Genomic DNA, 25,069 nt, shown 5'->3' with positions numbered 1-25,069 from the left:
CCTCCAAACAATTTTAAGAGTTAAAGGAAAGCAATAACTCGTAACTTAGCACTGCGTGCTCGTGGGTTTAAATTAATTTCTTTGGTAGTTGGTACTAAAGCTCGTTTTGTAATTAACTGATATTTGGTAGTTCACTTACTAGCAATTGGTAACTTGGCATAGAGTTGTGCTAGGGGGTCAGTTAATACCCTGTTGAATGTTTGTTTTACAATTCTATCTTCTAAAGAATGAAAACTAATAACCACTATCCTGCCTTGGGGGTTTAATAAAGTTAAAGCTTGATTTAACGAATCTTGTAAACTATCTAATTCGTTATTAACGGCAATCCGTAAGGCCTGAAAGGTTTTTTTAGCGGGATGATGTTGTTTATTTAATACTTTGGTTGGTAATGTTTTTTTAATAATTGCTACTAACTCGAAAGTAGTATTAATCGGTTGCAAGATTCTTGCTTTAATGATATTGTTAGCAATCTTACTAGCAAATGGCTCATCGCCATAATTTCTAATAATCATTGCTAGTTGTTGATGGTCATAGTTGTTAACAATGTCTCAAGCACTTAGTGTTTGTGATTGATCCATTCTCATATCAAGTTTAGCATCTTTCATATAACTAAAACCTCTAACGTCTTCGTAAACTTGTGGTGATGAGATACCTAAGTCATATAAGATTCCATCAACTTTAGTAATGGCTCTTTGTAACAATTCTGCTTGAAGATGAACAAAGTTGCTTTTAATGATTTCATACTTACCAGAGAAGGATTGTAGGATGTCATTACTTTTGGCAATGGCTTGTTCATCTTGATCAAAGGCATATAGTTTACCAGAGGTAAGTTTATTTAAGATAGCTTTACTATGGCCAGCACGGCCTAAGGTACAGTCAACATAAATCCCGTCAGGTTTAATATTTAAGAAATCGATCGCTTCTGTTAACATAACAGAAACATGTGCTAGTAGATTGGTATTATTCATATCGTTAAATCTCATCTAGAGTAGCTGCTGCTAACTCAAATTTATCGTTGGTATCTTGGTTAAAGCGATTTCAGTTAGTTTCTGATCAAATTTCAATTTTGTTGGACAGTCCAATCATAATTACTTTTTGTTTAATATCAGCTAATACCAATAATGAGTGGGGAATATTAATGCGACCTTTACCATCTAGTTTTAGTTCTTCTGAGTTGGCAAATACTTGTCGCGCTAGAATTCGTGCTTCTTTCTGTCCTTCTGATTGATTTAGGATTTTGTTTTGTCATTTAATGAATTCAGGTTCGTTTCGAATAACGAGACATCCTTCGAAACCTTTGGAAACAACAACTGTTTCATTTTCATGAAAGTAACCCCTAAATTTGGCTGGAATTATCATCCGTTTTTTTTCATCAATAGTTGATATGGCTTGGCCTAGTAGCATTAACATCACCCACACTTTCCCACTATTACCCATATTATCTCATCTTTATGAAATAATTGCAATAAATAAGGATAAAAGGGAAGATTATGATAGTAAATAGGTATAGTAAAAAGTAGTAAGTATCATAAGATACTTACTACTTAAAGAAATGAAAGGATGGAGATTTTAGTACTATTTTACATTTTTAAGTGTGGAGTAGTAACCTGTTGTGATAAATTATCAGGGTTAGTACCACCATTTATTTCTTCTAAATCAAATTTAGAAAATGTTTCTTTTTTACCAATTTGATTTAAAACAAAATTAATTACTCCTACAGCACCATCAACCATACACGTACTTGGAGCTAGTACAGGTGAAGCAAAGACCTGGTATATCAAATAAAAGTCCAGCACCACCAACAGCAGCAGGACAAACAGAATCCAATGGTTTTTGAATATTTTCTAAACCTTTATTTGCTGTTGAACCATCAGTTGTACATAATACCTTAGTAAGACCAACAACACCACTTAAAATTCCTGCTACAGCAGAAGATACAAAGATTATTAAAGCTGCTAAGTTTGGAAACTCATCTATATCATAATTAGAATTATCGCTGAATATAGTGTGTAACTTATTAACATCTAATGTTGTAATAACATATGAACCGTTGCATACTATTTTTCAAATTTCTGATAATACTTTATGAAGAAATGATGGTTTAGACAATTCAAAAATTGGACCAAATATACCTCGACAAAGGGCATTTATTAAATTTCATGTCTGTGATACTTTACGATTATTATGTAAAAGAATAGTAGTTGCACCAGCACCGCATGCTCCGACAAATGCTAATGCAGCACTGCCATAGTTTCATATAAATTTGGTTTTCAATTTGGTGGATTCTGAGAAATTAATAATGGTTGAAGCTCATCATCATTATTATTAATAGAATTACTTGTTAATGGTGGTTGATTATTAGTAAAACATGGCATTTTTATTATCTTCTTTCTCTTTTAATTAAGTTAACTTTAAACACAAAAAACCTATTTAGTATAGTTTACCAAACAGGCTTAAAAAATAAATTAAGCAAATATTTTATTATGTGTTTAGATTGATTATAAAACTAATAATAGTAAAATACAATACGATAAAACTATATTTTTTAACATTTTTCAATTTGATGAAATAAAGTTAATTTAAAATCTTTAGTATTAATAAAGTCATTATTAGTAAAAGAAATTTGATAACAATTACCATTTAATTTGTTTAACAATTGATAACTTAATACAGCACTAGTTATTCCATCATCATCTTCATATTTATTCATTTTCACATCACTAACAATAAAATAAGTAGTATTACTCATATCAAAATATTTAGTATATTTATCTTGATATAATGTTTCTTGTTCTGTAATCACATTATCAATAATTCCTGGATGGTCTTTATCACCTTGGATAATCCCTAGTAATTGATTAATACTACTGTTTGGTGTATTAAGTCATGCGCTTAAACTATCAAAAACACTACCAACTTTAAAAGTAGTTTCACCATTAAACTGGACACCCAATATTGCTAACACTTCTTTTATACTATGAGTACTACTACTGGGATTATCAATGATATCTTCTATATCAATAAGGGCAGAAGTAAATTCTGTTTTACCAACTGTTAAATCTAAATATTTAGATAAATCTTGCAAATCAATGACAGGGTTAGTTGTTAAATATTTATTAGTAAAATCAAGAATTTTATTAATATAATCATCAATGGGAATTGATTTTAAAATAGAAGATAAACTATCAGCAATTTTAGTTGCAATGTCATGAATACTAATAATAAATGAAAATTTAGAAAAAATTTCAGGTAAAGTTCAATAAGAAGTTACTGGTCAACCTGTAGGTTTAATCACAATATCCTCACCAAATGGTCCACCTAATAAATCAGATATTAATGAGATTAACTCATCGTGACCTGCTGGTGATAATAAATGTTGTAATTCAAGTAATACTGTTTTTATAGCAACAGCTTTATTAGCATTACCATCATTTCAAGTAACACTATTAATGCCTAAAGTAGGATTTTCCATTTTTAATACTTTTTCTTTTAGAACCGGAACTATTGTTTTAATTAAATATGGTAATGCAGCAGGTGTAGTAACGATTTTACTAATAGCATCAGTAAATGTCTTAAGAAAACCATCACTATTAAAACCTGATGGTACACCAAGTGTAGTTGTAATATTATCAGCTATCATATCACCAATATATTTTCCTGAAATTAATTTAAAAATATAATTAAAATTAACACCAGCTATGTATTCATAAAACTGTGTTCAGTTTCATTCACCAGCTCTTGTTTCAACATAATGTCAATTATCAAAATCATTAAGTTTTTGTCATGCTTGAGCATACGTACCATTTTTTGACATATAATCTTTCATTTTTGCTAATAAATTATCACCACTAAAATCCTGTGGTTGATCTCAGTCACTTAACAATTCTTTAACAGCACTTGTTGCCATCGGTAAATAAGTACTGTAAGATAAATAATTATCAATATCAGGGATTAGTCCTTTAACAAGTTTTAAAGCAGTACCTACTAAATTAACAGTACTATCTTGCGATAAAAAACTATTATTTAAATAACTTTTAACCATCGGTAAATAAGTAACATATTTTTGGTAACTACTAATATTTTTTGTGATTTTATTAATACTATCTTGGTTATTACCATGACGTTGGAACAATGGTTGGATTGTGTTAATACTGTTACCATCTAAATTGGTTGTTCAATTTTTAATAAAATCATTACCAGAATTAGTACCTGTTAAATTATTAATATCATTGCTTTGGTTTTGACCATACATATTATTTAAAAGGTCATTAGTATTAAAATCTTGATTTTGACCAATTAACAATGATTTACCAACAATTGATGTTTCATTAGCATATTTAACAGCAATTTGATTATCAATGTTACCACTAGTAGGGTAAATAGTTTGATTTTTAATTTCATTAGGATTAATAACAAAAGCCAAGGCACTAAGGCTAGAACTTATTAATAGACTAGTTGCAAAAAATAAATTAAATTTTCTTTTCATAAAGTACTCCGATGATATAGATTTTAATATATTATATCCTATTATTTTTTGCTTTGCTACTAGTTTAGAATTAGGGGATTGAATAATTTTTTCAATTTATTTTTTTTACCTATACTGGATGTTATTTCTTTTTTATAATATCTGGTACACCATTTAAAAGTATGTTAGGCTTATTAAGGTAGATAGATTTTACTAAAATTATTGATTCTGGATGTGATTAAAATGGAACAAATTAAAGGATTATGTAAAGAAATTATAAAATTTTATGATAAAGAACAAAATAATGAAAATATACCAAAAGAAATGAAAGAAAATATTAGTAATTTAAGATTACAAAAAATATTATTTTTCTTATATGGTTATTATTGAAAAGAAAAAAAAGAAGAAATAGTAAATATTAATTTTGAAGCTTGACCATATGGACCAGTTAATAAAGAAATTTATCATTTTGTAAAAGATTGTGGAAATAATGAAATAGATATTAAACGATTTAAAGAATATGAAACTCCTAATTATGATAAAAAAATATTTAATAAAATATTAAATCATTTAAGTCAATTTTCTACAATAAGATTAGTTAATGCTTCTCATGACACAGATCCTTGATTAAAAACTCCTGATGGTACTGAAATTAATAATAAATTAATTAAAAAATGATTTGAACAAGATGTCCCAGAAATTAACTAATACTCCGCCTTTAAATAAATGGGAAAACGAAAATCTACTATTTAATTTTAAATTTACTTTAATTTCAAAAGATTTAGATGCTATACATTATAAAAAAGTATTTCAAAAAATTATTATTTTTTATTCAAGTATGACTATAAAACAATTTAGTAATAATAATGGAATGAGAGCATATGGAGTATTAAAATTAACAAGTAATTAAATTTGGGGAGGATTTAATACAATAAGGAATATAGTATGATATAATTTCACCTAAATTTAAACTAATTTCATGAATTATAATTAGTTTGTGTAAAAAAAATAGAAAGAGTGACACTGGTATTACAATTTAGGGTTACTAAAAATAACTGGGTAATTTTTTAGTGAAAAAATCATTTAATAATTGTCAATTTCAAGTACGGTCATTCTTAGGTGTATCTAATCATTGATCAAATGCTTCAGCAAAAAAATCATCTTTTCTACCACTACCCTTTAATCAAAAAGAACGTCCATAATTGCTACGAACAACAATTAATGGAAAAAATTTTCGTTTTATTGAATCATTACCAACTTGAGCTTCATCGTTTAAATAGTCACACAAGAAATCAGTACAGTCATTGATTTTTTTTGTAATCCTTTATTATAGAGTTTATAAGGTTTAAAAGGAAATAATACAGTATTGAAATCTTGTCTGAGTATATCAAAATTCAGAAACCTACTTACAGCATGACCATATTCGTGAACAACAGTTGAAATAAGATCATCAGTGGCGCCAGCTCCATTATTATAATTTTTTGATCAGCAAATATGGACCCTAGACCCATATATTGTTGAATAACTAAGCGTTTTTGATCAAAACCAGGTTGTATATAACCAAATAATCCAGTTGCACTATTATCCATTTTTGCGTATTGCAATAGTTTAAGAATATTACCTTTTCCATAAAGATTAGCAATAATATTATAAAAGTGGAATAGTTTGTTTTCTCCTTGTTTAATTGTTTCATCATTTAAGTGCACTTGTTTAAATAAATCAGTTCAATCTAAATCAAGAGTAACTTCTTTACTTAAGTCTGTGGCTGTTAAATCATGTTTCAAAGAAGAATAATTGTTTCATCCTGTAGTGGCGTCATCTTTAGAGTACAAATTATCAAAAACTTGTTTAGATTGCTCACTAGCAGGTTTTTTGATTTCTTCTTCATAATGTTCAACAAAACTATAATATTGTTTATCATGTGTAATTTTTACATAATTACCATTTAACATACTGACATAATAATCTCGATTGTGTAAACTGCGATTATTATCATTATCAAAAGTAATAACTAATACTCCTATAATAGTTATAACAGTGATTATGCTAATAGTCGCACTTCCTAATATTATCATTAGCTTTTTCTTTTCCAAAATTTTTCTTAATAATAGACTTGATATAAATTAAATTCCAAAGCAAATCTTTTTCTATGATTTCTGTGTTTTTCAGTAATAATTTTAACTTTTTATACAAGTTATAGGGGCTTTGCCCCTTCGGTGCTACGCACCTTACACCCCACTCACTTTTGAAAAGTGAGACAAATGGCGTAAACGCCCTAGCCAACCAACCAAGGTTCTGGTTAGCACTGACCTTAATATACGTTTTACTTCTTAGCAAACTTTTTATTTTTATCATAACTACGTTTACCACGAACCTTAACAACATCTTTTTTTTCATCTTGTAAAATATTATCTAACTTATCTAAACCAACTGCTTTAATATCATCAACAGTAAAATCTAAACCTTGTGACTGTTCATAATCCTTAACACTACTTAATTCACTCTTTAAATCATGAATATAATGCAAAGCACGACTATTATATTTTTGTAAATAAGACCTAGGAAATCACAAACTAAAAGTCATAGTCTCACCACTATAACTTGGTGGAAAACCACCCTTTTTAATTATTTTCTTAGTTTGTCTTTTAGATAAAACAATTTTATTATAATCATCAACATTAGTATAAATATTAAGTTTAAACTTAACTAAAAATAATAAAATACGCATTCTTTTAACTTGAACTATATACTCTACTTTTTCACGTGCTTGTTTCGGTATTCTATAGGGGTGTTGTTCAATCATATACATAATTTCATTAAAATTATGACCTATTAATTTACAAAACATACCTAAACTTTCCTGTGTTTCTTTAAATTCCGGTGCTAAATCATTACTATTAATCTTTAAACCTAATTCATCTAAAACAACCATATCATTCTCATTAAAAGCATAATTAGTATTTAATTGATTAAATTTAAAAACATCATCATAAGAACAACGATAACTAAACTCATTACGCACTTTAATAGGAATAGGACTAACTATACCCTACCTTTATGTCTTTGTGCTAAACAACAAGCAAGTGCTGACTTACCAGTACGTGGTGGCGCTGAAATAATATAACTACCTACACGTTGCAATATCTTTATATTTTTTCTAGTTATTAAAAACGGATAAAGAATTATAACTAACAAAATTCCTAAAATTAAATATCCATACCAAGGCATTATATTTCACTCCTAACCAATTAAAAACCCTACTGCTTTTAAAAATACTCATAAAGTTAATACTTGTTCTAAACCACTAGTAAAATCAACATTTAAAACTGAACTAATAGTATCATCAAAAATATGTCTCAATAAACCGTCAATCTTAGCAAAAAATTCTCTTAATGGTTCTACTGGTAAAAGTTTACCAACAACACCAAATAATAATCATCTAAAAGCATTACGTAACTGACCAAAAACATCATATCAACTAACTCGTTCATACTCAGGGTTAAAAGGACTAATCGGTGGTACTGGTGTTATATTTTCAATTGAAAAAATATTAATTTGACCAAAATTTAACCGTGGAGAATAACCTTGTCTAATTGTTTCACCATGAATATCAAAAAATACTGTTAAATGTCTTAAATTAGGAACACGAATAGGCAAAGTAACAAAATTATATAAATCTTGACTATATACATTATTATCCACTTTACCTTTAAAAACATACCTAGTATTACCAATATTATCTAAAAAACTAAAAGTAAAATTAGCTGTAAAAGTTTTAAAATCTTGGTATTGAAAATAAAACATAAAACCTTGAATATAAAAACTTAATGGTTTATCAATTTCAAAATTTAACTGTGTTTGAAAATTAACAAGTTGATTACCAGTATTAAAAAATTGAATATGATTATTAGAACCATTAGAAACAAAATTATGATTAAACATAATACGTGAAATATCATCTAATTGACTTGTATTAAATTCATAAACACCAGTACCCATACTTATATTTTGTGATGCAACACCGGTAGTATCACTATAATAAGCACATCAATAATTACCTTCACCATTACTAACAAAATCACCAGAAACTAATTTTAAATCCGGTTGGTCAACATCAAAATAAGCAGAATTTCATGGAATTGTTGCTCAATCATCAAAACTATGATATTTAACATGCTTAACCATTTCTTTTGTAATATCATAATTAACAATATTAGGGTCATTTGAAACAATCAAAGAAGTTGGTGCTTGTACAGAAGTATTTACAATTAAAAATAATTTAGCAAACTTAAATCACATAATTATTTACCAAATAAACACTTTAAAATTCACCATGAACCATAAAATAAAACAAATCCAATAAAAAACTGTGTACCATAAACTACTAAATCTCATAAAATAGCAGTAAAGTTATCAACCGGACTACCCAAAAACATAGTTCAATAATCAACTATACATTGATGTATTTGATTGTAAATATCTCAAACACTCATAAATACCACCTACCCAAATAACGACCTAAAAACAAATTTAATACTACGATAAATAAAATTAAAAAATACTCCTAACACAAGTCAAAAAGTAAAATTAAACAAAATATAAACTTCATTATTAACATCAACCGTTTGATTTAAAAACATAGAAATATCTTTATTAGAAAATATAAAAATAAAATGCAAAATACTAACAACAAAATCAGACATAACTAATCACCTATATTAATTCCACTAACATCTTGTGTTTGCTTATGACCCTTAGCAATTGCTTTACCAACTCAAACAGAAGCCTTACCAATTTTCTTAACACCATAACCTAATCCTAATGTTGGTAACATTAATTCAGGTAAAATAACCCTAAATGCAAATTTAAGCAAAATTAAAAATACCATTAATGTACCTAAATTAAAACCTAAGTCACCAATAGGAAAACTAAAAAACTTCATAAATATTTGACTAAATAATTTCATTACTGTTGTAATAAAAGGTATAAACATAATTGCACTTCCTAAATGTCTTGTAAATCTAAATAATCATAAAATTAAATAAAAAACAAAACTAACATTTATTAAAGCAAGAATTGGCAAAGGCAAAGTATACAAACTATCATAAAAGAACGACTTAATAAAAAGTGTCACAGTATGTAAACCAGTAAAGGAACTTAGATACTGCATATAAATAGTTTGCACTAATGTATTAACAGTCGGTAAAAGTTTACCTAACAAAGGTAAAACAAAAACTAAACTAAAAAATAACTTTACCATTACTTAAATCCTTTCTAATTACTAATGAGTTCCATGAATAATATGACCCACAAATTGTTTAATAAACACTAATACCATAAATACAATTGAAATTAGCACTGGTCAATTTGTAAGTGTTCCGCCATCACCAGTTGTAAATACTCAACCAAAAATATAAGTAAAAGCATTTAATAATTGTTGTCCAACACCACCTATCATGGTTAATAAGGCACTTAATCCTGCTGGCATATTAATCACCCCCTTTCTCTAATTCTTTTTGTTGTTTTTCCATTTCCAATCTACGTTTTTTCTTTTCAAAATCTTTACGACAATATGAACAATCAGGGTCACTATCATTCTCCTTTACATGTTTTTTATGTTTCAATTTTTGAATACCTTCACGTATTCAATTACGAGAAAATCAAAGAATAAGACCAAAACCACCCATATATACTAAATATTTAACTATCTCTTTCATATCCATTTTAAACATCTCCTATAATCTATAATAACTGTCATCAAATTCTAACCTTGCATTAATATTAAGTTCACTTCCATCAAAACTATAATTACTAATACTATCATTAGTACTTTGATAATCATTAACACTAGAATTAATTAACCCTATTCTTTCATCAGTAAGCACTTCTTGTAACTCAGTATTATTATGAGTACTTCCCAATGGTAACAATAAAGTATTAATTATTTCACTTGTTCCGGCAATAATAGTAGGAATAGCATAAGCATTATTAATACCCATTGCTACACCACTACTAATTAAACCCCCACCAGTTGCCATATAAAAATCTTTCTTATACTCTCAAAACGATTAGGAATTAATTCACTTAAACCACTAACAACATTCGCTATACCAAAACTATTTAAAGATATATAAGTATCTCAATCTACAAAAGGCACATCAATTATTGGTTTAACAGTTGTAAATGGTGGATACGTAGGTCTTGGTGGTTCAGTAGGACAAGGTGGTCAAAAACACGGTTCATCTTTTATTAAAGACACAGACTTATCTACATATTGAACAAATTTAGCATAATTTATTAAACCAATTGTACCTAAACCCAAAAATATTTTTTTATAACTATTAATAACTTTATTTCTAGTAGTTGGTCTTTGATTAATATTCCATATATCAATTCCTAATTTCTTACTAAATAATAAAGAATTAATACTGCCTAATATTGGGTCTTTTAAATATTGACCATAATAAGCACTAACTCCAACCATAGCACTTAATGGACTTAATCCCGTTCTTAATATTTTAGTTAAAGTATAATTACTAGTTTGTTCTAATTCATTAGGCATAAATAAAACTCCTTACTTTATTAATAAGGAGCATATTTATACTAATTAGAGTAAGGGGCAAAAATACACTAAAAAGTATATATATGCCCCTTATTTAATTTTTTTAATTTTCTCTTTGTTGTAATTGTCCTTTTTGTTTAACCAAAGCAATACTTAAAATACAATTTGGACAATAATATTGTTTAGTATATAAATTTTGTAAAACTTTCTTAGGACAAATAACTTGGTCACAAAGTTTACACATATACATTGCTAAATGAAAAGGTTGTTCACAAGTACAATTATTAATTTTTGACATACATAATTTTTGCTTCTCATGTTATTTCAACATCATAATAAGAACCAAGACTTAAATTCATTTTAGCAAGTTTAGTAAATAATTCACTATCATGTAAAACTCATTTATCCTTAGATTTTTCACCAGTTGATATTTTAATACCTTTATCAGTAGTAACATAAAACGGCGAAAAATTAAGTACATCATAATTTTTGGACTTACCACTTTTTTCATCTTTAATTACTTCATTAGTTCGAATTTTTGTCAATTGACATAAAAAACTTTGCATAAAACTTAACTCCTCGCAGAAAACTATATTTTATTATAGTTTGAATTAAGTAAGACAGGGTAAAATTCTTACTTATAATAAGTTTAACAAAAAAAATAAAAAATGTAAACTATAATTATAAATTCTGCGAGAAATTTAAAACATAGTTTACATTAACCATTATATATATATACATACATACATACAAGTGGTTTATCTAAAAAAATAAAAAAAATTTATAAATTAATTAAAAAATACTTAGATAACTTTTTTTATAATATTATCTATGTTATATTTTAATTAAAGAAAGGGGGCGAATATTATGTTAATAAATGAATTAATAGTTGAATTAGAAGAAGAATTTAAAAAACTTTTTTTATTAAAATCACAAATACCAAATAGTGCAATAGTTGTAGGACAGAATAGTGAAGAAATAGAAAAACAAACAATAAAAATTAAGGATATTATTAAAAAATATCAAAGTAAATTATAAACATGAAGTTACCAATTAAGGTAACTTTTTTAAATTTTACATTAATTATATATAAATTACATCAATAAAAAAATATAAAATTAATGTAAAATTCTTTTTTTATTTTCAACAAACATTTTTTCAACTTTATTACCAAAAACTTTATCTAAAAAATTTAACATTTTTTCTCTTTCAAATATCCATGGTTCAAATTGCTTAACCACATTTCTAAAACGAATACTATCAATTGAAACATATTCATCATAATCTTTAAAATTATCGCCAAAAACAGTACTATCAAAACTACCACCAAAAAGCATAGTACGACCTAAATTATCAATTTTCTTTTTAAAAAATTGTGTATGTAAAGCATTAACAGAAGCATCAATTAAACGTTGATATAACATTATTTTTTGACCTTTAACTACTTTTGGATTAGAACAATTATGAGAAAAAGCATAAGCACAAATACCTAAATCATATTGATTTTGAGATTTTATATCATTTTGAACTTTTACTACATATTTACTTAAATACTTAACTATATTTTCATTAGTACCTTTTTTAACAACAATTAATTTAATACCCGATTTTTGAGAATATGGTCATCACTGAAATATCATACTATAAGGTATTTTACGATTAAAAACTATATGAAAATGTACTGCTCCACGCTTTTGATACTCATAAACATACATATATTTTAATTCACCTAAATATTTAGAACGTTTAGGGTCATTTCATCAACGCTTTAAGCGTTTAAAGAATATAGCAATATCATGTTTTGCTTTATTAATATCTTGCATGTTATCAGCATAAGTTAAAGTAACAAAACTTAAAACTTTTGAATTATAAAAATTATGAAATGCTTTATGTATTAACTTTGTTTTAGTACGAATTGCATTATTACGTAACTTCTTATTATTAATACCTAAATTTTTAATACCAATGTCATTACGTTTATTATTTAATATAGCACTCATAGGTAAAATTATATTTTTTACATAAGAACCATAATATATTTTTTTAATATAAAAATTTTCTTCCATATATAAAACACTCGCAGACAATCATAAGATTTTATTTTTATATATTTTATTAACAAAATAATCATAGCACAAAAAACAAAATAATTAATAAATTATCTTACGGTGAATTGTGTTACTTAATAAATTATCTTACGGTGAATTGTGTTACTCAATTGAATTGTGTTACTTAATTAAATTATCTTACGGTGAATTGTGTTACTTAATTGAATTGTGTTACTTAATAGATTTTTTATTAAGAGTAAATAAAGTTTTGAGTGTTTTTAACTAAAACTTTATTCTGACTAAAAAAGAAACTAATTTGCAAAAAAATAGAATAGCTGATATTATAAATATCAGCTATTTTGAGATGTTTAATAACAAATTATAGTTATTAAAACTTTAGAGAATTCATAATAATCAATCCTTTTACTTTATTATCTTATTTTTAACACTGATTTATGATTCACCAAAACTTCACTTATTCAGAATTATCATGCATCTAAACTATTGCTTTATTTAGGTTTTGAGTCTAATATTACTAAGTATTATTATTTTAAAATTTTAAAGGAGAAACAACGTTCAATGTTAACAAGAAAATATGGTTTATTAACCATAACTATGATGGCCATTAGTGCTACTTTAGGTTCATCAATCTTAATCGCCTTTGGCCAAGTAGCATACCAAGCCCAATATAATCCCATTTTAATGTTATTAGCATGAATTATTGGTGATATACTCTAATCATTCCCGGACTACTATTATTTGCCGAAACAACTAGTAGTTATCCTAAAAATGGAACTGCTTATACATGATTAAAAAAGGCTAAATTTCAAGCAACAGCTTTTTGATTTGGTTAAATCTTAGTATTATTAGCAGCAGCAACTGCGATTGCTAGCGCTACGATTGCATTTGGTAATTTAATTGCTAGTCTAACAGAAATTACTAATCCAAGACTTGTAAAATTAATCGGAATTGGTGTTTTAATAGCAATGGCTTTAACTCATATTTATACAAAAAAATAGTAGGAATTTCACAAACTATCTTTACAATTTTAAAATTCATTCCCATTTTATTGGTAATGATATTAGCTATTGTTTATGGTAGCCTTGCTAATTTTGAAAAACCAGAAGTTACTAAAAATTTACATCAATTATTTTTAACTTCTTATATGTTGTTACCAACCATGGCGATGACCATGTTTGCCTATTCGGGAATTGAAGCTGTTACGTATGTAGCAGGTGAAATTAAAGAACCACGCAAAAATATTATTCGTGCTAAAATTATTGCTATTTTAGTAGTAGTAGGTGTTTATGTAATTTTAGCTGTTGCGATTATAACCATTAATATTAGTAACAATTTAAATGCTTTCTCAAACAATTTATGGAATGAGGCTATTTTAAGTAGTAACACAATTCCTCATGGTTTTGCTTTAGCGTTTAATATTTTATCAATTGTTATTTTCTTAGGTTCGCTAAATGCCTTCTTACTTTACCATTCACGGATGGTTCATAAGTTAGCTGAGGAGCATGATTTATTTAATATCTTTAGCAAAACTAGTAGTAGTACTAACTCACCTTATTTAGCCATTATTTTATTGATATTGTTATCATCAGTTTATGTATTATGAGACCAATTGTATAGTGTTGTTACTTATTTCATTATTGCCACAACTGTTTTACAATTTATTGCTTTTAGTGTAGCATTAAAATTACGTTATCAAGACCCAACATATAAACGTATGTTTAATAATTTTTGATATTGACTTTTATTTTTATCAACTATTATTGGTAATATTTTATGTTTAATTGGCGCGATTATTTCTATGTATGTCTTTGCTCGCGACAGTCATGATTGATGAATCTTATATAAATGCTTCATTGTTTGTGGAGTATTAGCAGCAGGGTTTCCTATTTATTACATTAAAGAATTTATTAAAAAACGCATGATAATTAAAAAACAAAAGCAAGAAACTTTAAAAATACAAACTTTAGAACAATAAAAATATGGGGTAAATTACAAATTATTAAGTTAAGCGTGATTATTATACTAATGTTATTAACATTATTTTAAAGGTAAAAAATAAGTTATAATTGGATGGTGTTATTATGATAAAAAAGAACAAAAAACTTAATAATAAAATTAACTTAAAATCAAGATTAAATTCTCTAATAAGTACAGCAATAATTACAACCACAACTGCTGTTAGTTCTGATGAAATAACAAAAGAAATACCATCAGAAAATAATAATGATGAAAATGAAAATAAATCAAGAAAGAAAAAAATGACATTAAAAAAACTGATTTAGGCGAAATTAAAAGAGAACAAAACTCTAAACCAATTAATCATGTCATTAAAGATATTATTTTAGATCAAAATCCAGAACTAAAGTCCGAAATTTTTCAAGTTGTTAATATCAAAAAAACTACAGCAACCATAATTTTCAGTGATGACCCATCTAACCAAATCGATATTATCTTTAATATTATTACAAATGATAAAAAGACAAACAATGAATTTATAACAAACATAAATACTAACCTTAATGAAATTAGAGTATTTGATGAATTAGCACCTAATGAAATAATGCTTAAAGCTGCTATTTTGAAAAAAATCCAGAACTTAATATTGAAAACTATCAAATTATTAATATTGCTGCTACCAATGCTACTATTGAAGATAAAAACACTAAACAAATATTTACTTTTACTTTTAGTATCTCACGTGATATTGAAAACACGATCATTAAAAATGATGAATCAACAAAAAGTGAAAGCAAATTACAAGCAAGAATGACAGAATATAATCTTGGCATTATTAATTCTTTTGGTAAAGAAACACCAAATAAATTTATTATAAGAATGATTTTTTTTAATAAAAATCCTAAATTTGATCTATATCCAGATCATTTGTTGATTACAAATATTACCGCTACCAATGCTACTATTATTGGCAAGATTCCCAAATACCAAGGTGAAGTTAAAGTTAATTTTATAACTGAGAAAAGAATTAACTTAAAAACTATTAGTCATCTAACACTACCAGCACCAATATCCATATCAAAAAATGAAAAATATTTTGCTTTAAATGAAAAAGTTATTAAAGCTTCTGAATTTAGTAACAAACCACTAGCACCTGGTTATCAAATTCAATACTTTGATTCAATCAATAATGAAATTACTAATCATAACCAAAGAGCTGGCGAATTTTATGTTGTCATTACTGCTAATGAAGGAGATCAAGTTTGAAAAGATAAAACGCAAAAAATAAAACTTAATCTTAATTTTAAATTAATCAGTGAAATTAACGGGCAAATTAATAAAATAGTTACTGATAACAATGATAATATTTATCTTGCTGGTAGTGATGGCAATATTTATCATTGCTTAGCAAATGAAAGCAATTTTACGATAATACCAGGAACAATTGATGGTAGAAATCGTGGTAAAAACGGTCATCAAATTTATAGTTTAACAACTGATAGTAAAGGTAATATCTACGCTAGTAGTGAATGATGTGATATTTATAAGTGCAAAGTTAGTGAAAACAAATTTAAAATTATAAGGTATGGTAACGGTGGTGGAGCAATTACTGCGTTAACTATTGATGAAAAAACTAATGATATTTTTGCTGCCCGCTTACACTATATTTTTAAAATCCCTAACAATGATACAGTTAACGCTCCTATAAGTCAACAAAGTGGGCCACTACCTGGTCTTACTAGAGTTGTTGCTTTAAAATCAGACAAAAAAGGTAATATTTATGCTACAGCTACTTGATTAATTTGGGAGTTTGGAATTGGAGATCATACTTATTTAGGACATCAATCAGAAGTTTGAAAAATTACTTTTGATAAAAAAATAGAAAATAAAGTATCGTTTAAAAAAAATTATTACAAAATATTAATGATCAAATTGTATTTGCAATTAATACCAATAATAGTAAACCAGCATTAACTGGAATTAATTTTAAATTTTCTAATAAAGTAGTTGCTGCTATTAGAAAACATGCCATATTTATAAAATATAAACATAAAAGTTTTATTATATAGTAATAAATTATTTTATACATTAATAAAAAATCATTTATAATTAAATAGCAACTAAATAAAATTATTAAGTAGATGAACAATATGTTTGTAAAAGGGAATTAAGTAAAATTCTTAAGCTGCCCCAGCAACTGTAATGCTAATGAAAGTTATATAACCATTGAAGGATCTGAAATACTTTGAGAAGGATAACGAGTAAAGTGAAGATAAGCCAGTAGACCTATCTAATTAATATCTTAAAACTAATGCGCGAGTGTCGCTAATAGTTATCATTTTTCATTTAATATTGAAGTAGTGACGTTTTTATTAGCATTTGCAGCACTAGTGTTTCCTTTATATATGGCAATGAGCATTCCTCTTATTTTTGGACTATTAGAAGTTATGTTATATTTTAGTGCATGACCAATCTTAGTATTAATTATTTGCATGTTTCGTGGTATTATTAAAAAATATTGATGAACTTTTATCATTATTACTAGTTTATGGGGATTTTGTTTTGGAACATTGGATTCTTTCTTACATTTATTAATGTTTGGAAAGGCTAGTTTTTATTTTTATTGAATCGCTGGATTACCATTCGATGCAGTGCATGGGGTTGGTAATTTTATGTTTAGCGTCTTTTTATACAAACCAGTTATGGCCATATGAACTAGTCATTTACAACATTATTTCCTTATTGATAATCAACTTGTTATCTTACAACCAAAACCAATAGTTACTAAAGAACAATTGATTGATAATTAAAAATCTTACTACTTAAAGTAATAAGATTTCTCTAACAATAGTTTTTTTATTAGATAATTATTTGTTTTAAACGTTTTTATTATTAGTTGTATAATTAAAAGTATTAAACATTAGTTATTGTTAGGAGCGTTATTGATTGTGGATTTTTATATTATTTTATGGGTATTATTGATATCATTAGGTATTAACTTAACATTCTTTATACTAGCGTTTATTTTTAAAACTGATATTTTGACTGATATTACTTACTGTTTAAGTTTTATTATTTTAAGCGTTGTAATTGTTACATGAAAACAAAACTTTAGTCCTGTTCAAATTTGTTTATTTATTCTTTATAATTTATGGGCATTACGACTTGGTAGTTATTTACTAATGCGAATTATTACTACTAAAATTGACCATCGCTTTGATAAAATGCGTAATAGGTTTTGAAAATTCGGAATGTTTTGAGTTTTACAAGGATTATCAGTATTTTTGATTAGCATTCCTACGATTTTTGCTTTAAGCATTGATGCGAATTATTTTAATAGTAACTTTAGTTATTATTCAATTATTTTTATTGCATTAGCTGTTTTATTTTTATTAATTGAAACCATTGCTGACTGACAAAAATTTCGTTTTTATAAGAAGAAAAGAAAAATTGATTTTTTCATTAACTATGGTTTATGAAAAGATTGTCGCCATCCTAATTATTTAGGTGAGATTGGATTTTGATATATGATGACAGGTTTATTGCTGTGCGATTTATTTATCAAAAATCTTAACAACAAAAATTTAGATTATTTAATCCATTTATTATGATTATTAAGCCCAATGTATATTAATATTTTACTAATTAAAGTTAGTGGTGTTCCCTTATTAGAAATTAACCAATGACAGAAATTACATGATAATATGAAATATCAAGAATATTTAAAAACTACTAGTTGTGTCTTATTTTATATTGGGAAAAAAGGTCCCATTAACAAAGTTAGTAAATTAATTGTTGTTTAAATTAATTAACACCTGCTATGTTACAATTAATAGATATAAAAATCAAAGGAAAATCAAACTATGAAATACCAAATGCAAAAATGTTTTAGATTTTGTTAATGCAGTTGAACCTGAAGGTTTTCAAGTTGTTGCTATCGATCAAACAAGAAAAATCTTTGGTGCCCTACAAGCTGCTGATGCTGTTATTTATTGAGGATCAAAAAATCCTCTGTCTCAAAATCTAGATTCAGAAACAAAATATTAAACTTAACTAACCAATCTCTTTAACTCTTTTTTAGAACATGATATATCATGTAAAATTAATTAGATGTATGTATAATATAATTGAAAAACTAAATACAGTTTTTAACTCATTTACTTTATTTTTTAAAGTAAATGAGTTTTTATTTTGAAACTAAAAGAAAAGAGATAATTAAATATTATGCCAAATTCAGCAAAAACAGAAGACAGACTACCATTAAATGATGATAGTGAGGAAAAGGATACTTCCAACAATGAAATTGTAACGACACAAACACAACAAACAAATAGTACTACAATATATGATAAGTTAGAAGCTTTGACCAATGTAATATTTTTTACTGAAAGTGCAACGGCGGCAATAGGTAATGGTTTATTATTGTATAGCAATAAGGTTTTTGAATCAGCAGTACCTGCTGCTGTATGCTTTATCACTGATGGAGTTCTTGGTGCAGTTACATCATTAGCACGAGTAATGATGTATAATCTTGAATATCAAAATAAAACTCTTAATAACATACTAAGGGCAATAAATCTTGTACAACCTTTATTATTAGATATTGCAGTAATCGAACTTAATCCACTACCACTTAATCCAAAATTAAAAGATGTATGGGGGCGTTTTATCCCTGCAGCTATTATTGGAACGCTAAACAGTACTTTAGCAATTGCCAATTTATGTTATAATAAAAATAATAATGACCAACAACAACTTCCTAAGTGAAAGCAAATATATAATAAAGCATCTAATATATTGACTAATATACTATCAATTATTGGGGTAAATTTAGCACTTGATGGTGTTATTAATATGTCTCAACTTTGGTTAAATGAACATCAAAATGATAAGAATATAAATAATGTCAAAACAGCTTTTGATGTTACAATTGCTGGGATTGGAATAGTTAGTGGGGCAGTGTTACTAAACAATGCAATACAATTAATTAAAGCTTGAGTTAAAAATAGTACCGAAAATAGGGAACCATTATTAAATGGTGACATCGAGGCAATTAACAACCGTGAAAATGATTTTGACACTAATAATAAAGCTTCATTTCTTCAAACATCTTCAAGTAATGATGCACCAGATAATGAATCATTAGACACTGAACGCATAAATTCAGAAGAATGCCTAGTTGCATCTCATTATGATAGTGACTGACACCGATCACTATGTTCCGTTTATAACAAAGTTATCCTCATAACTATTTAAAAAAGAAACTTTAACCTTAAATATTTAAATATAAAAAAGGAAGTTGCAATTGCAACTTCCTTTTCTCTTTGATTTGATTAAATTCTTTTAATAGCGCTATTAGCAAAGTCTTCATTAGGGTCGAACTTAGTTTCATTATTAACACTTCATAATTTTTCTTGTTCTGACTTACTACATTTCATAGGAAACTGAACATCAAGAATAATATGTAAATCACCACGTCTAGTACTATTTGGGTAAAAGAAACCTTTCCCTTTTAACGTAATCTTATCACCATATTGTAATCCTAAAGGTAATTTTTCTTTAATTAAACCTTCAAACGTAGGTATCATAATAATATTTCCTAAAATAATATCTAAGTATGATACTGGTAATTTTAGATACATATCACTACCTTGGCGGTCTAAAAACGGATGACGTTTAATATTAATACCAATAAATAAATCACCTTGCGCACCACCATTATGCCCAATTTTGCCTTTCCCTTTAATTCTAATTTGTTGACCATCAACAATACTACGGGGAATATCAAATTCTAATTTTTGGTTTTCAATATAGTAACGGTGTCCTTTACATTTAGTACATTTTTGACGAATGATTTGACCAAGACCTTGACAACTGTTACATACGCCTTGTTGACGAAACATTCCTAAAGGGGTTTGTTGAACATATTGGATAGTACCCTGACCTTTACATTTATCACAAGTAACAACATCATGAGGAGTTTTCGCACCTGTTTGTTTACAATCATCACAAGCGACATCAATGTTAATGCTAATGGTCATCTTTTTACCAAAGAAAACATCACGAAAATTAATTTCTACTTTCGTTAAAATATTGTCACCAGCAGTTTTACCATTGTAACGTTGTTGTGTTCGTCGTCCACCACCAAACAAGTCACCGAATAAATCACCAAAGGCAGAACCAAAATCACCAAAATCATTAAATCCAGAAGTTCCACCACCTGGAGCATCATGACCAAATTGATCGTAAGCAGTACGTTTTTGGGGGTCTGATAAAGTTTGGTATGCTTCGCTTATTTCTTTAAAGCGTGCTTCGTTTCCACCACCTGGAGCATCAGGATGATGCTCTTTTGCAAGCGCACGAAACGCTTTTTTAATTTGCTCAGGTGAAGCACTACGAGCAACATCAAGAACTTCATAATAATCACGTTTAGTTTTACTTGCCATACTATTCTCCAATCGTTAATTTATTTTTGTGTTGCTTCAACATCAATGGTGTCGTTTTTATTATCTTCATGAATTTCAGGATTCCCATCTTGACCTTGTTGATTCATGAATTGTTGTGCTGCAGCAAATGCTTGTTTTAATTGTTCTAATTTTTCTTTTAGTTCATCATATTTTTTATCATCTAATGATTTTTGTAAATCATCACGTAGTTTTTTCAATTCTGCTAATTGTGGGTTTGAAGATTCACCATCTTTTTGGGATTTAGTAGCTTCCTCTGTCATTTTGTCAATGTCATAGATGTAAGCTTGCGCTTGGTTAGTTAATTCAATTTCTTCTTTATGTTTTAAGTCAGCTTCGTGATTCTTCTCGGCATCTTTAACCATTTTTTCGATTTCATCTTTGCTTAATGTTCCACTATTTGAAATCGTAATTTTTTGTTCTTTATTAGATTTTAAATCTTTGGCACTAACTGAAACAATTCCATTAACATCAATTTCAAAAGTAACTTCAATTTGTGGAACACCTCTTGGCGCTGCATCAATTCCACTTAATTGGAAACGACCTAATGAATGGTTATCTTTAGCTAGTGGGCGTTCACCTTGTAACACACTAATGTCAACAGCAGGTTGATTATCTTCAGCAGTTGAGAATACTTGTGATTTTTGGGTAGGAACAGTCGTATTACGAGGAATTAATGGTGTCATTACTCCTCCTAAAGTTTCAATGCCCAATGATAAAGGTGTAACATCTAATAATAACACATCAGTTACATCACCTGATAACACACCACCTTGAATAGCAGCACCTAGAGCTACCACTTCGTCAGGGTTAACAGTACGGTTTGGTTCTTTCCCAATTTCTGCTTTAATAACATCTTGCACAGCAGGAATTCTTGTTGAACCACCAACTAAAATTACTTCATCAATATCAGCTTTTGTTAGTTTAGCTTCTTTTAAAGCATCACGAACTGGAGCAATCGTTCTTTTAACTAGAACAGCTGTTAATTCGTTAAATTGCGCACGAGTTAATTTTTCATCTAAGTGTAATGGTCCTGAAGCATTCATTGAAATAAAAGGTAATGAGATATTAGTTTGCATGACACCTGATAAATCTTTTTTTGCTTTTTCAGCAGCATCTTTTAAACGTTGCATTGCCATTTTGTCTTTTGATAAGTCCACACCTGATGATACTTTGAAATTTTTTACTAAATGTTTTACGATTAAGTCATCAAAGTCATCTCCCCCAAGTTCTTTATCACCACTAGTTGATAATACTTCGAAAGTTCCGTTATCTAAATCCAGAATCGAAACGTCAAATGTTCCACCACCTAAGTCAAATACTAAGATTTTGTGTTCTTTATCTTGTTTATCTAAACCATAAGCAATAGCAGCAGCAGTTGGTTCATTAATAATACGAACAACTTCTAGTCCCGCAATCGTTCCAGCATTTTTCGTTGCTTCACGTTCTTCGTTGTTGAAATAAGCAGGAACAGTAATAACTGCTTTACTAATTTTTTTACCTAATTTTGCTTCAGCAAAAACTTTAATCGCACGTAATACTTCAGCAGATACTTCTTCTGGTTTTCGGGTTTTACCAGCAGATTTAACTGTTTGTTTGGTTCCCATAATTCTTTTTACTGATGATACTGTGTTGTCAGGGTCAGTAATTGCTTGACGTTTCGCAACGTCTCCTACCATGATTTGTCCATCTTTATATGCGACAACTGATGGTGTAGTTCTTGCACCTTCAGCGTTTTCAATAACTTTTGGTTTAGCACCTTCCATTACTGCCACACATGAGTTAGTTGTTCCTAAGTCGATTCCTAGAATAATTTCTTTATTAGTTTTAGTTGTTGCCATGTTTTATCTCTCCTTTAATTTTTCTTAATTGCATCTTTAGTTTCAGTTTGAAATACTTTAACCTTAATTGTGCTAATAACACGGTTGTGTAATTCATAACCTTTAGCAATTACTTCAATGATAGTATTATTTTTAGTATTTTTGAAAGTGTTAGTACCATCATCTTTAATAATTTCGACAGCATCATGTTTATGAGAGTTAAATTCTTCACCAACTTGTGCTGTAATTTCTTTTAGCCCTTCATGTTCTAATGAGGCGATTAGTTCATCATAGATAAATTTGAATCCTACTAAGAAATTTTGGACTTCTTTATTTTCGGTTTTAAAGTTCAGTGCACGTTGGAAATTTAATAATGCATGAACTAAATTTTTAATGATTTTTTGGTTAGCATATTTAGTATGCTCTTTATTTTGAATTTCTAGTTCATTAATGGTGTTTAGTTTGGTTGCTAACATTAATTGTTTTTCATTAGCTTTGATTTTGGTAATTTGGTCTTGTAAATCTTTAATCGTTGTTTCAAAGTTGATTCTATCACTTAATGAAACTTCAGGCGTACTTTCTTCGGCCATGATTGGCGTTTCGGTCACTTGTTGATCAAGATTGGGGTTTTTATCTTTTGATGACATTTTATCTTCCTTTTCTATTTAAAATTTTTCATTAGAGTTTGATTAATCCAATTAAGGATTTCTGCTAGTTTTTCATATTCTAAACGCTTAGGCCCGACAATGGCGATTTGTCCTTGTTCACCATCATGAACTTTAAAGGTTGTAGTAATCATCGCCATGTCATTATTTTCATTTCCTAATTCTTCACCAATTTTAATTTGGACTGCAGTATTATTTAATTGGTCGAAATACATTCATGGTGATTGTGATTCAATAAATCGAATGATGGTTTTAATTTTGTTAATATCGTTAAATTCGGGATTTTCTAACATATATTGCACCCCGTGGGTTGTTGATAATGGACGGGAGAAATTAATTAAAGTGTTAATAAAACCTTGAATAATAAACTCTGATTTTTGGACTTGTTGTTCAAGAATCGGTTTTAACAGATTAACTTTTTCACTAATTTCATTGATTTTTGTTCCTATCAGTCTGGTATTAAAAATATCAATGGCAATTGTTAAATCAGTTAGTGGTGTTTCTTGGATATTAAACATCTTGTTTTGGATATGACCATTACTAGTAATACAAATTGCAAGCGCATTATCATTGCTAATAGGTACTAGTTCAATCTTTTTTAATGTATCTTCATTGAGGTTAGGCCCAATGACAACGCTAATTAAATTAGTCATTTCGCTCAGAATATTGCTAGTTTTATTTAGTACTTCGGTAATTACTAAATTACGGTTTTCAAATACTTCAGCAATTTTGCGTTTTAATTCTAGTAGAGTATGGTCTTCACTGCTATTCATTAAGTTATCAACATAGTAACGATAACCTTTTGTGGACGGAATGCGGCCACTAGAACTATGAGTTTTTTCTAATAAGCCTAGTGTTTCTAATTCGACACATTCATTACGAACAGTCGCACTAGAACAAGTAACATTATTGTTTTCTAATATCGTTTTACTACCAACTGGTAATGCTGTTTTAATATATTGTTCAACAATAATTTTTAAAATTTGTGATTGTCTTTTCGATAACACGTTTCACCACCTTATTTTAGCATTCACTAACGATGAATGCTAAGACTTATATAATTATAAC

At 27.7% G+C, this 25,069-nt stretch carries 37 protein-coding genes and 1 riboswitch; of the genes, 12 read left to right on the top strand and 25 right to left on the bottom strand.

Features of this window, described 5'->3' with window-relative positions; translation table 4 throughout:
- Positions 1 to 20: 20 nt before the first annotated feature.
- The 6 genes from rsmH to AAHM98_RS03120 form a co-directional block, all read right to left on the bottom strand.
- Complete coding sequence (gene rsmH, locus AAHM98_RS03145; protein ID WP_342277024.1) at positions 21 to 968, bottom strand: 16S rRNA (cytosine(1402)-N(4))-methyltransferase RsmH; 948 nt, start codon at positions 966 to 968, stop codon at positions 21 to 23.
- 4 nt (positions 969 to 972) lie between these two features.
- Positions 973 to 1,437, bottom strand: coding sequence for a division/cell wall cluster transcriptional repressor MraZ (gene mraZ / locus AAHM98_RS03140; protein ID WP_342277023.1), 465 nt, complete (start codon positions 1,435 to 1,437; stop codon positions 973 to 975).
- 143 nt (positions 1,438 to 1,580) lie between these two features.
- The gene (locus tag AAHM98_RS03135; RefSeq protein ID WP_342277022.1) at positions 1,581 to 1,733 is read right to left on the bottom strand and encodes a hypothetical protein; all 153 of its coding nucleotides are present in this window, start codon (positions 1,731 to 1,733) and stop codon (positions 1,581 to 1,583) included.
- Positions 1,705 to 2,274, bottom strand: a complete 570-nt coding sequence (locus AAHM98_RS03130; protein WP_342277021.1) for a hypothetical protein — start codon at positions 2,272 to 2,274, stop codon at positions 1,705 to 1,707. The genes AAHM98_RS03135 and AAHM98_RS03130 overlap by 29 nt, the downstream gene beginning before the upstream one ends.
- A complete protein-coding gene (locus tag AAHM98_RS03125) occupies positions 2,232 to 2,375 on the bottom strand; it encodes a hypothetical protein (protein WP_342277020.1) in 144 nt (47 codons plus the stop codon). The genes AAHM98_RS03130 and AAHM98_RS03125 overlap by 43 nt, the downstream gene beginning before the upstream one ends.
- A gap of 170 nt (positions 2,376 to 2,545) precedes the next feature.
- The gene (locus AAHM98_RS03120; protein ID WP_342277019.1) at positions 2,546 to 4,486 is read right to left on the bottom strand and encodes a hypothetical protein; all 1,941 of its coding nucleotides are present in this window, start codon (positions 4,484 to 4,486) and stop codon (positions 2,546 to 2,548) included.
- A gap of 222 nt (positions 4,487 to 4,708) precedes the next feature.
- Here AAHM98_RS03120 and AAHM98_RS03115 point away from each other — a divergent pair, with 222 nt between their 5' ends.
- Positions 4,709 to 5,173 (top strand): Panacea domain-containing protein, encoded by a 465-nt coding sequence (locus AAHM98_RS03115; protein WP_342277018.1) that lies wholly within the window; start codon positions 4,709 to 4,711, stop codon positions 5,171 to 5,173.
- Positions 5,154 to 5,375, top strand: a complete 222-nt coding sequence (locus tag AAHM98_RS03110) for a hypothetical protein (RefSeq protein ID WP_342277017.1) — start codon at positions 5,154 to 5,156, stop codon at positions 5,373 to 5,375. The genes AAHM98_RS03115 and AAHM98_RS03110 overlap by 20 nt, the downstream gene beginning before the upstream one ends.
- 135 nt (positions 5,376 to 5,510) lie before the next feature.
- Here the strand turns inward: AAHM98_RS03110 and AAHM98_RS03105 are convergent, their stop codons facing one another.
- The 14 genes from AAHM98_RS03105 to AAHM98_RS03040 all read right to left on the bottom strand — a co-directional run bounded on the left by AAHM98_RS03105 (position 5,511) and on the right by AAHM98_RS03040 (position 11,593).
- Positions 5,511 to 5,753 carry a hypothetical protein gene (locus AAHM98_RS03105; RefSeq protein ID WP_342277016.1) on the bottom strand — a complete coding sequence of 81 codons (243 nt, stop codon included), beginning with the start codon at positions 5,751 to 5,753 and terminating at the stop codon, positions 5,511 to 5,513.
- Between the two features lie 118 nt (positions 5,754 to 5,871).
- Complete coding sequence (locus AAHM98_RS03100; RefSeq protein WP_342277015.1) at positions 5,872 to 6,540, bottom strand: hypothetical protein; 669 nt, start codon at positions 6,538 to 6,540, stop codon at positions 5,872 to 5,874.
- 248 nt (positions 6,541 to 6,788) lie between these two features.
- Complete coding sequence (locus AAHM98_RS03095) at positions 6,789 to 7,487, bottom strand: hypothetical protein (RefSeq protein WP_342277014.1); 699 nt, start codon at positions 7,485 to 7,487, stop codon at positions 6,789 to 6,791.
- A gap of 20 nt (positions 7,488 to 7,507) precedes the next feature.
- Entirely contained in the window at positions 7,508 to 7,693 is a 186-nt protein-coding gene (locus AAHM98_RS03090; protein WP_342277013.1) for a hypothetical protein, read from the bottom strand.
- A gap of 12 nt (positions 7,694 to 7,705) precedes the next feature.
- A complete protein-coding gene (locus AAHM98_RS03085; protein ID WP_342277012.1) occupies positions 7,706 to 8,764 on the bottom strand; it encodes a hypothetical protein in 1,059 nt (352 codons plus the stop codon).
- 2 nt (positions 8,765 to 8,766) lie between these two features.
- Positions 8,767 to 8,958, bottom strand: coding sequence for a hypothetical protein (locus AAHM98_RS03080; RefSeq protein WP_342277011.1), 192 nt, complete (start codon positions 8,956 to 8,958; stop codon positions 8,767 to 8,769).
- Positions 8,959 to 8,967: 9 nt separating this feature from the next.
- Positions 8,968 to 9,168 carry a hypothetical protein gene (locus AAHM98_RS03075; RefSeq protein ID WP_342277010.1) on the bottom strand — a complete coding sequence of 67 codons (201 nt, stop codon included), beginning with the start codon at positions 9,166 to 9,168 and terminating at the stop codon, positions 8,968 to 8,970.
- A 2-nt stretch (positions 9,169 to 9,170) separates the two neighbouring features.
- On the bottom strand, positions 9,171 to 9,725 hold the full coding sequence (locus tag AAHM98_RS03070; RefSeq protein ID WP_342277009.1) for a hypothetical protein: 555 nt from the start codon (positions 9,723 to 9,725) through the stop codon (positions 9,171 to 9,173).
- A 21-nt stretch (positions 9,726 to 9,746) separates the two neighbouring features.
- Positions 9,747 to 9,953, bottom strand: coding sequence for a hypothetical protein (locus tag AAHM98_RS03065; RefSeq protein ID WP_174480862.1), 207 nt, complete (start codon positions 9,951 to 9,953; stop codon positions 9,747 to 9,749).
- 1 nt (position 9,954) lies between these two features.
- The gene (locus AAHM98_RS03060; protein ID WP_342277008.1) at positions 9,955 to 10,188 is read right to left on the bottom strand and encodes a hypothetical protein; all 234 of its coding nucleotides are present in this window, start codon (positions 10,186 to 10,188) and stop codon (positions 9,955 to 9,957) included.
- Positions 10,189 to 10,200: 12 nt separating this feature from the next.
- Entirely contained in the window at positions 10,201 to 10,503 is a 303-nt protein-coding gene (locus AAHM98_RS03055) for a hypothetical protein (protein ID WP_342277007.1), read from the bottom strand.
- Positions 10,482 to 11,027, bottom strand: coding sequence for a hypothetical protein (locus AAHM98_RS03050; RefSeq protein WP_342277006.1), 546 nt, complete (start codon positions 11,025 to 11,027; stop codon positions 10,482 to 10,484). The genes AAHM98_RS03055 and AAHM98_RS03050 overlap by 22 nt, the downstream gene beginning before the upstream one ends.
- Positions 11,028 to 11,130: 103 nt before the next feature.
- The gene (locus tag AAHM98_RS03045) at positions 11,131 to 11,325 is read right to left on the bottom strand and encodes a hypothetical protein (protein WP_342277005.1); all 195 of its coding nucleotides are present in this window, start codon (positions 11,323 to 11,325) and stop codon (positions 11,131 to 11,133) included.
- Positions 11,312 to 11,593, bottom strand: coding sequence for a hypothetical protein (locus tag AAHM98_RS03040; protein WP_342277004.1), 282 nt, complete (start codon positions 11,591 to 11,593; stop codon positions 11,312 to 11,314). The genes AAHM98_RS03045 and AAHM98_RS03040 overlap by 14 nt, the downstream gene beginning before the upstream one ends.
- Positions 11,594 to 11,894: 301 nt before the next feature.
- Between AAHM98_RS03040 and AAHM98_RS03035 the strand changes: the two genes are divergently transcribed.
- The gene (locus AAHM98_RS03035; RefSeq protein ID WP_342277003.1) at positions 11,895 to 12,065 is read left to right on the top strand and encodes a hypothetical protein; all 171 of its coding nucleotides are present in this window, start codon (positions 11,895 to 11,897) and stop codon (positions 12,063 to 12,065) included.
- Between the two features lie 80 nt (positions 12,066 to 12,145).
- On the opposite strand, the gene AAHM98_RS03030 is transcribed toward AAHM98_RS03035, so the two are convergent.
- Positions 12,146 to 13,093 (bottom strand): rolling circle replication-associated protein, encoded by a 948-nt coding sequence (locus AAHM98_RS03030; RefSeq protein WP_342277002.1) that lies wholly within the window; start codon positions 13,091 to 13,093, stop codon positions 12,146 to 12,148.
- Positions 13,094 to 13,654: 561 nt separating this feature from the next.
- Here AAHM98_RS03030 and AAHM98_RS03025 point away from each other — a divergent pair.
- The 9 genes from AAHM98_RS03025 (at position 13,655) to AAHM98_RS02985 (ending at position 20,308) form a co-directional block, all read left to right on the top strand.
- Positions 13,655 to 13,813 carry a hypothetical protein gene (locus tag AAHM98_RS03025; RefSeq protein WP_342277001.1) on the top strand — a complete coding sequence of 53 codons (159 nt, stop codon included), beginning with the start codon at positions 13,655 to 13,657 and terminating at the stop codon, positions 13,811 to 13,813.
- Positions 13,789 to 13,929 carry a hypothetical protein gene (locus AAHM98_RS03020; RefSeq protein ID WP_342277000.1) on the top strand — a complete coding sequence of 47 codons (141 nt, stop codon included), beginning with the start codon at positions 13,789 to 13,791 and terminating at the stop codon, positions 13,927 to 13,929. Before AAHM98_RS03025 ends, AAHM98_RS03020 begins: the two co-directional genes overlap by 25 nt.
- 104 nt (positions 13,930 to 14,033) lie before the next feature.
- Complete coding sequence (locus tag AAHM98_RS03015) at positions 14,034 to 15,071, top strand: APC family permease (RefSeq protein WP_342277250.1); 1,038 nt, start codon at positions 14,034 to 14,036, stop codon at positions 15,069 to 15,071.
- Between the two features lie 106 nt (positions 15,072 to 15,177).
- Positions 15,178 to 15,378 carry a hypothetical protein gene (locus AAHM98_RS03010; RefSeq protein ID WP_342276999.1) on the top strand — a complete coding sequence of 67 codons (201 nt, stop codon included), beginning with the start codon at positions 15,178 to 15,180 and terminating at the stop codon, positions 15,376 to 15,378.
- Between the two features lie 484 nt (positions 15,379 to 15,862).
- Complete coding sequence (locus AAHM98_RS03005; protein WP_342276998.1) at positions 15,863 to 17,026, top strand: hypothetical protein; 1,164 nt, start codon at positions 15,863 to 15,865, stop codon at positions 17,024 to 17,026.
- Between the two features lie 148 nt (positions 17,027 to 17,174).
- A riboswitch (cobalamin riboswitch) is annotated at positions 17,175 to 17,360 on the top strand.
- Positions 17,361 to 17,463: 103 nt separating this feature from the next.
- Positions 17,464 to 17,862 carry a hypothetical protein gene (locus AAHM98_RS03000; RefSeq protein ID WP_342276997.1) on the top strand — a complete coding sequence of 133 codons (399 nt, stop codon included), beginning with the start codon at positions 17,464 to 17,466 and terminating at the stop codon, positions 17,860 to 17,862.
- A gap of 138 nt (positions 17,863 to 18,000) precedes the next feature.
- The gene (locus tag AAHM98_RS02995) at positions 18,001 to 18,855 is read left to right on the top strand and encodes a DUF1295 domain-containing protein (RefSeq protein WP_342276996.1); all 855 of its coding nucleotides are present in this window, start codon (positions 18,001 to 18,003) and stop codon (positions 18,853 to 18,855) included.
- A complete protein-coding gene (locus AAHM98_RS02990; RefSeq protein WP_342276995.1) occupies positions 18,845 to 19,099 on the top strand; it encodes a hypothetical protein in 255 nt (84 codons plus the stop codon). Before AAHM98_RS02995 ends, AAHM98_RS02990 begins: the two co-directional genes overlap by 11 nt.
- A 177-nt stretch (positions 19,100 to 19,276) precedes the next feature.
- Entirely contained in the window at positions 19,277 to 20,308 is a 1,032-nt protein-coding gene (locus tag AAHM98_RS02985) for a hypothetical protein (protein WP_342276994.1), read from the top strand.
- Positions 20,309 to 20,385: 77 nt separating this feature from the next.
- On the opposite strand, the gene AAHM98_RS02980 is transcribed toward AAHM98_RS02985, so the two are convergent.
- The 4 genes from AAHM98_RS02980 to hrcA are packed head-to-tail and all read right to left on the bottom strand — an operon-like array spanning position 20,386 to position 25,008.
- Positions 20,386 to 21,498, bottom strand: a complete 1,113-nt coding sequence (locus tag AAHM98_RS02980; protein WP_342276993.1) for a DnaJ C-terminal domain-containing protein — start codon at positions 21,496 to 21,498, stop codon at positions 20,386 to 20,388.
- Between the two features lie 20 nt (positions 21,499 to 21,518).
- Entirely contained in the window at positions 21,519 to 23,357 is a 1,839-nt protein-coding gene (dnaK, locus tag AAHM98_RS02975; RefSeq protein WP_342276992.1) for a molecular chaperone DnaK, read from the bottom strand.
- Between the two features lie 14 nt (positions 23,358 to 23,371).
- Positions 23,372 to 23,983, bottom strand: a complete 612-nt coding sequence (gene grpE / locus AAHM98_RS02970; RefSeq protein ID WP_342276991.1) for a nucleotide exchange factor GrpE — start codon at positions 23,981 to 23,983, stop codon at positions 23,372 to 23,374.
- Positions 23,984 to 23,997: 14 nt separating this feature from the next.
- Positions 23,998 to 25,008, bottom strand: a complete 1,011-nt coding sequence (gene hrcA / locus AAHM98_RS02965) for a heat-inducible transcriptional repressor HrcA (protein ID WP_342276990.1) — start codon at positions 25,006 to 25,008, stop codon at positions 23,998 to 24,000.
- Positions 25,009 to 25,069 lie beyond the last annotated feature (61 nt).

Origin of the sequence: Spiroplasma endosymbiont of Nebria brevicollis (genome assembly GCF_964030895.1) — a bacterium.
GTDB lineage: Bacteria > Bacillota_I > Bacilli_A > Mycoplasmatales > VBWQ01 > Spiroplasma_E.
This window is presented reverse-complemented; position numbering and strand designations above follow the sequence as displayed.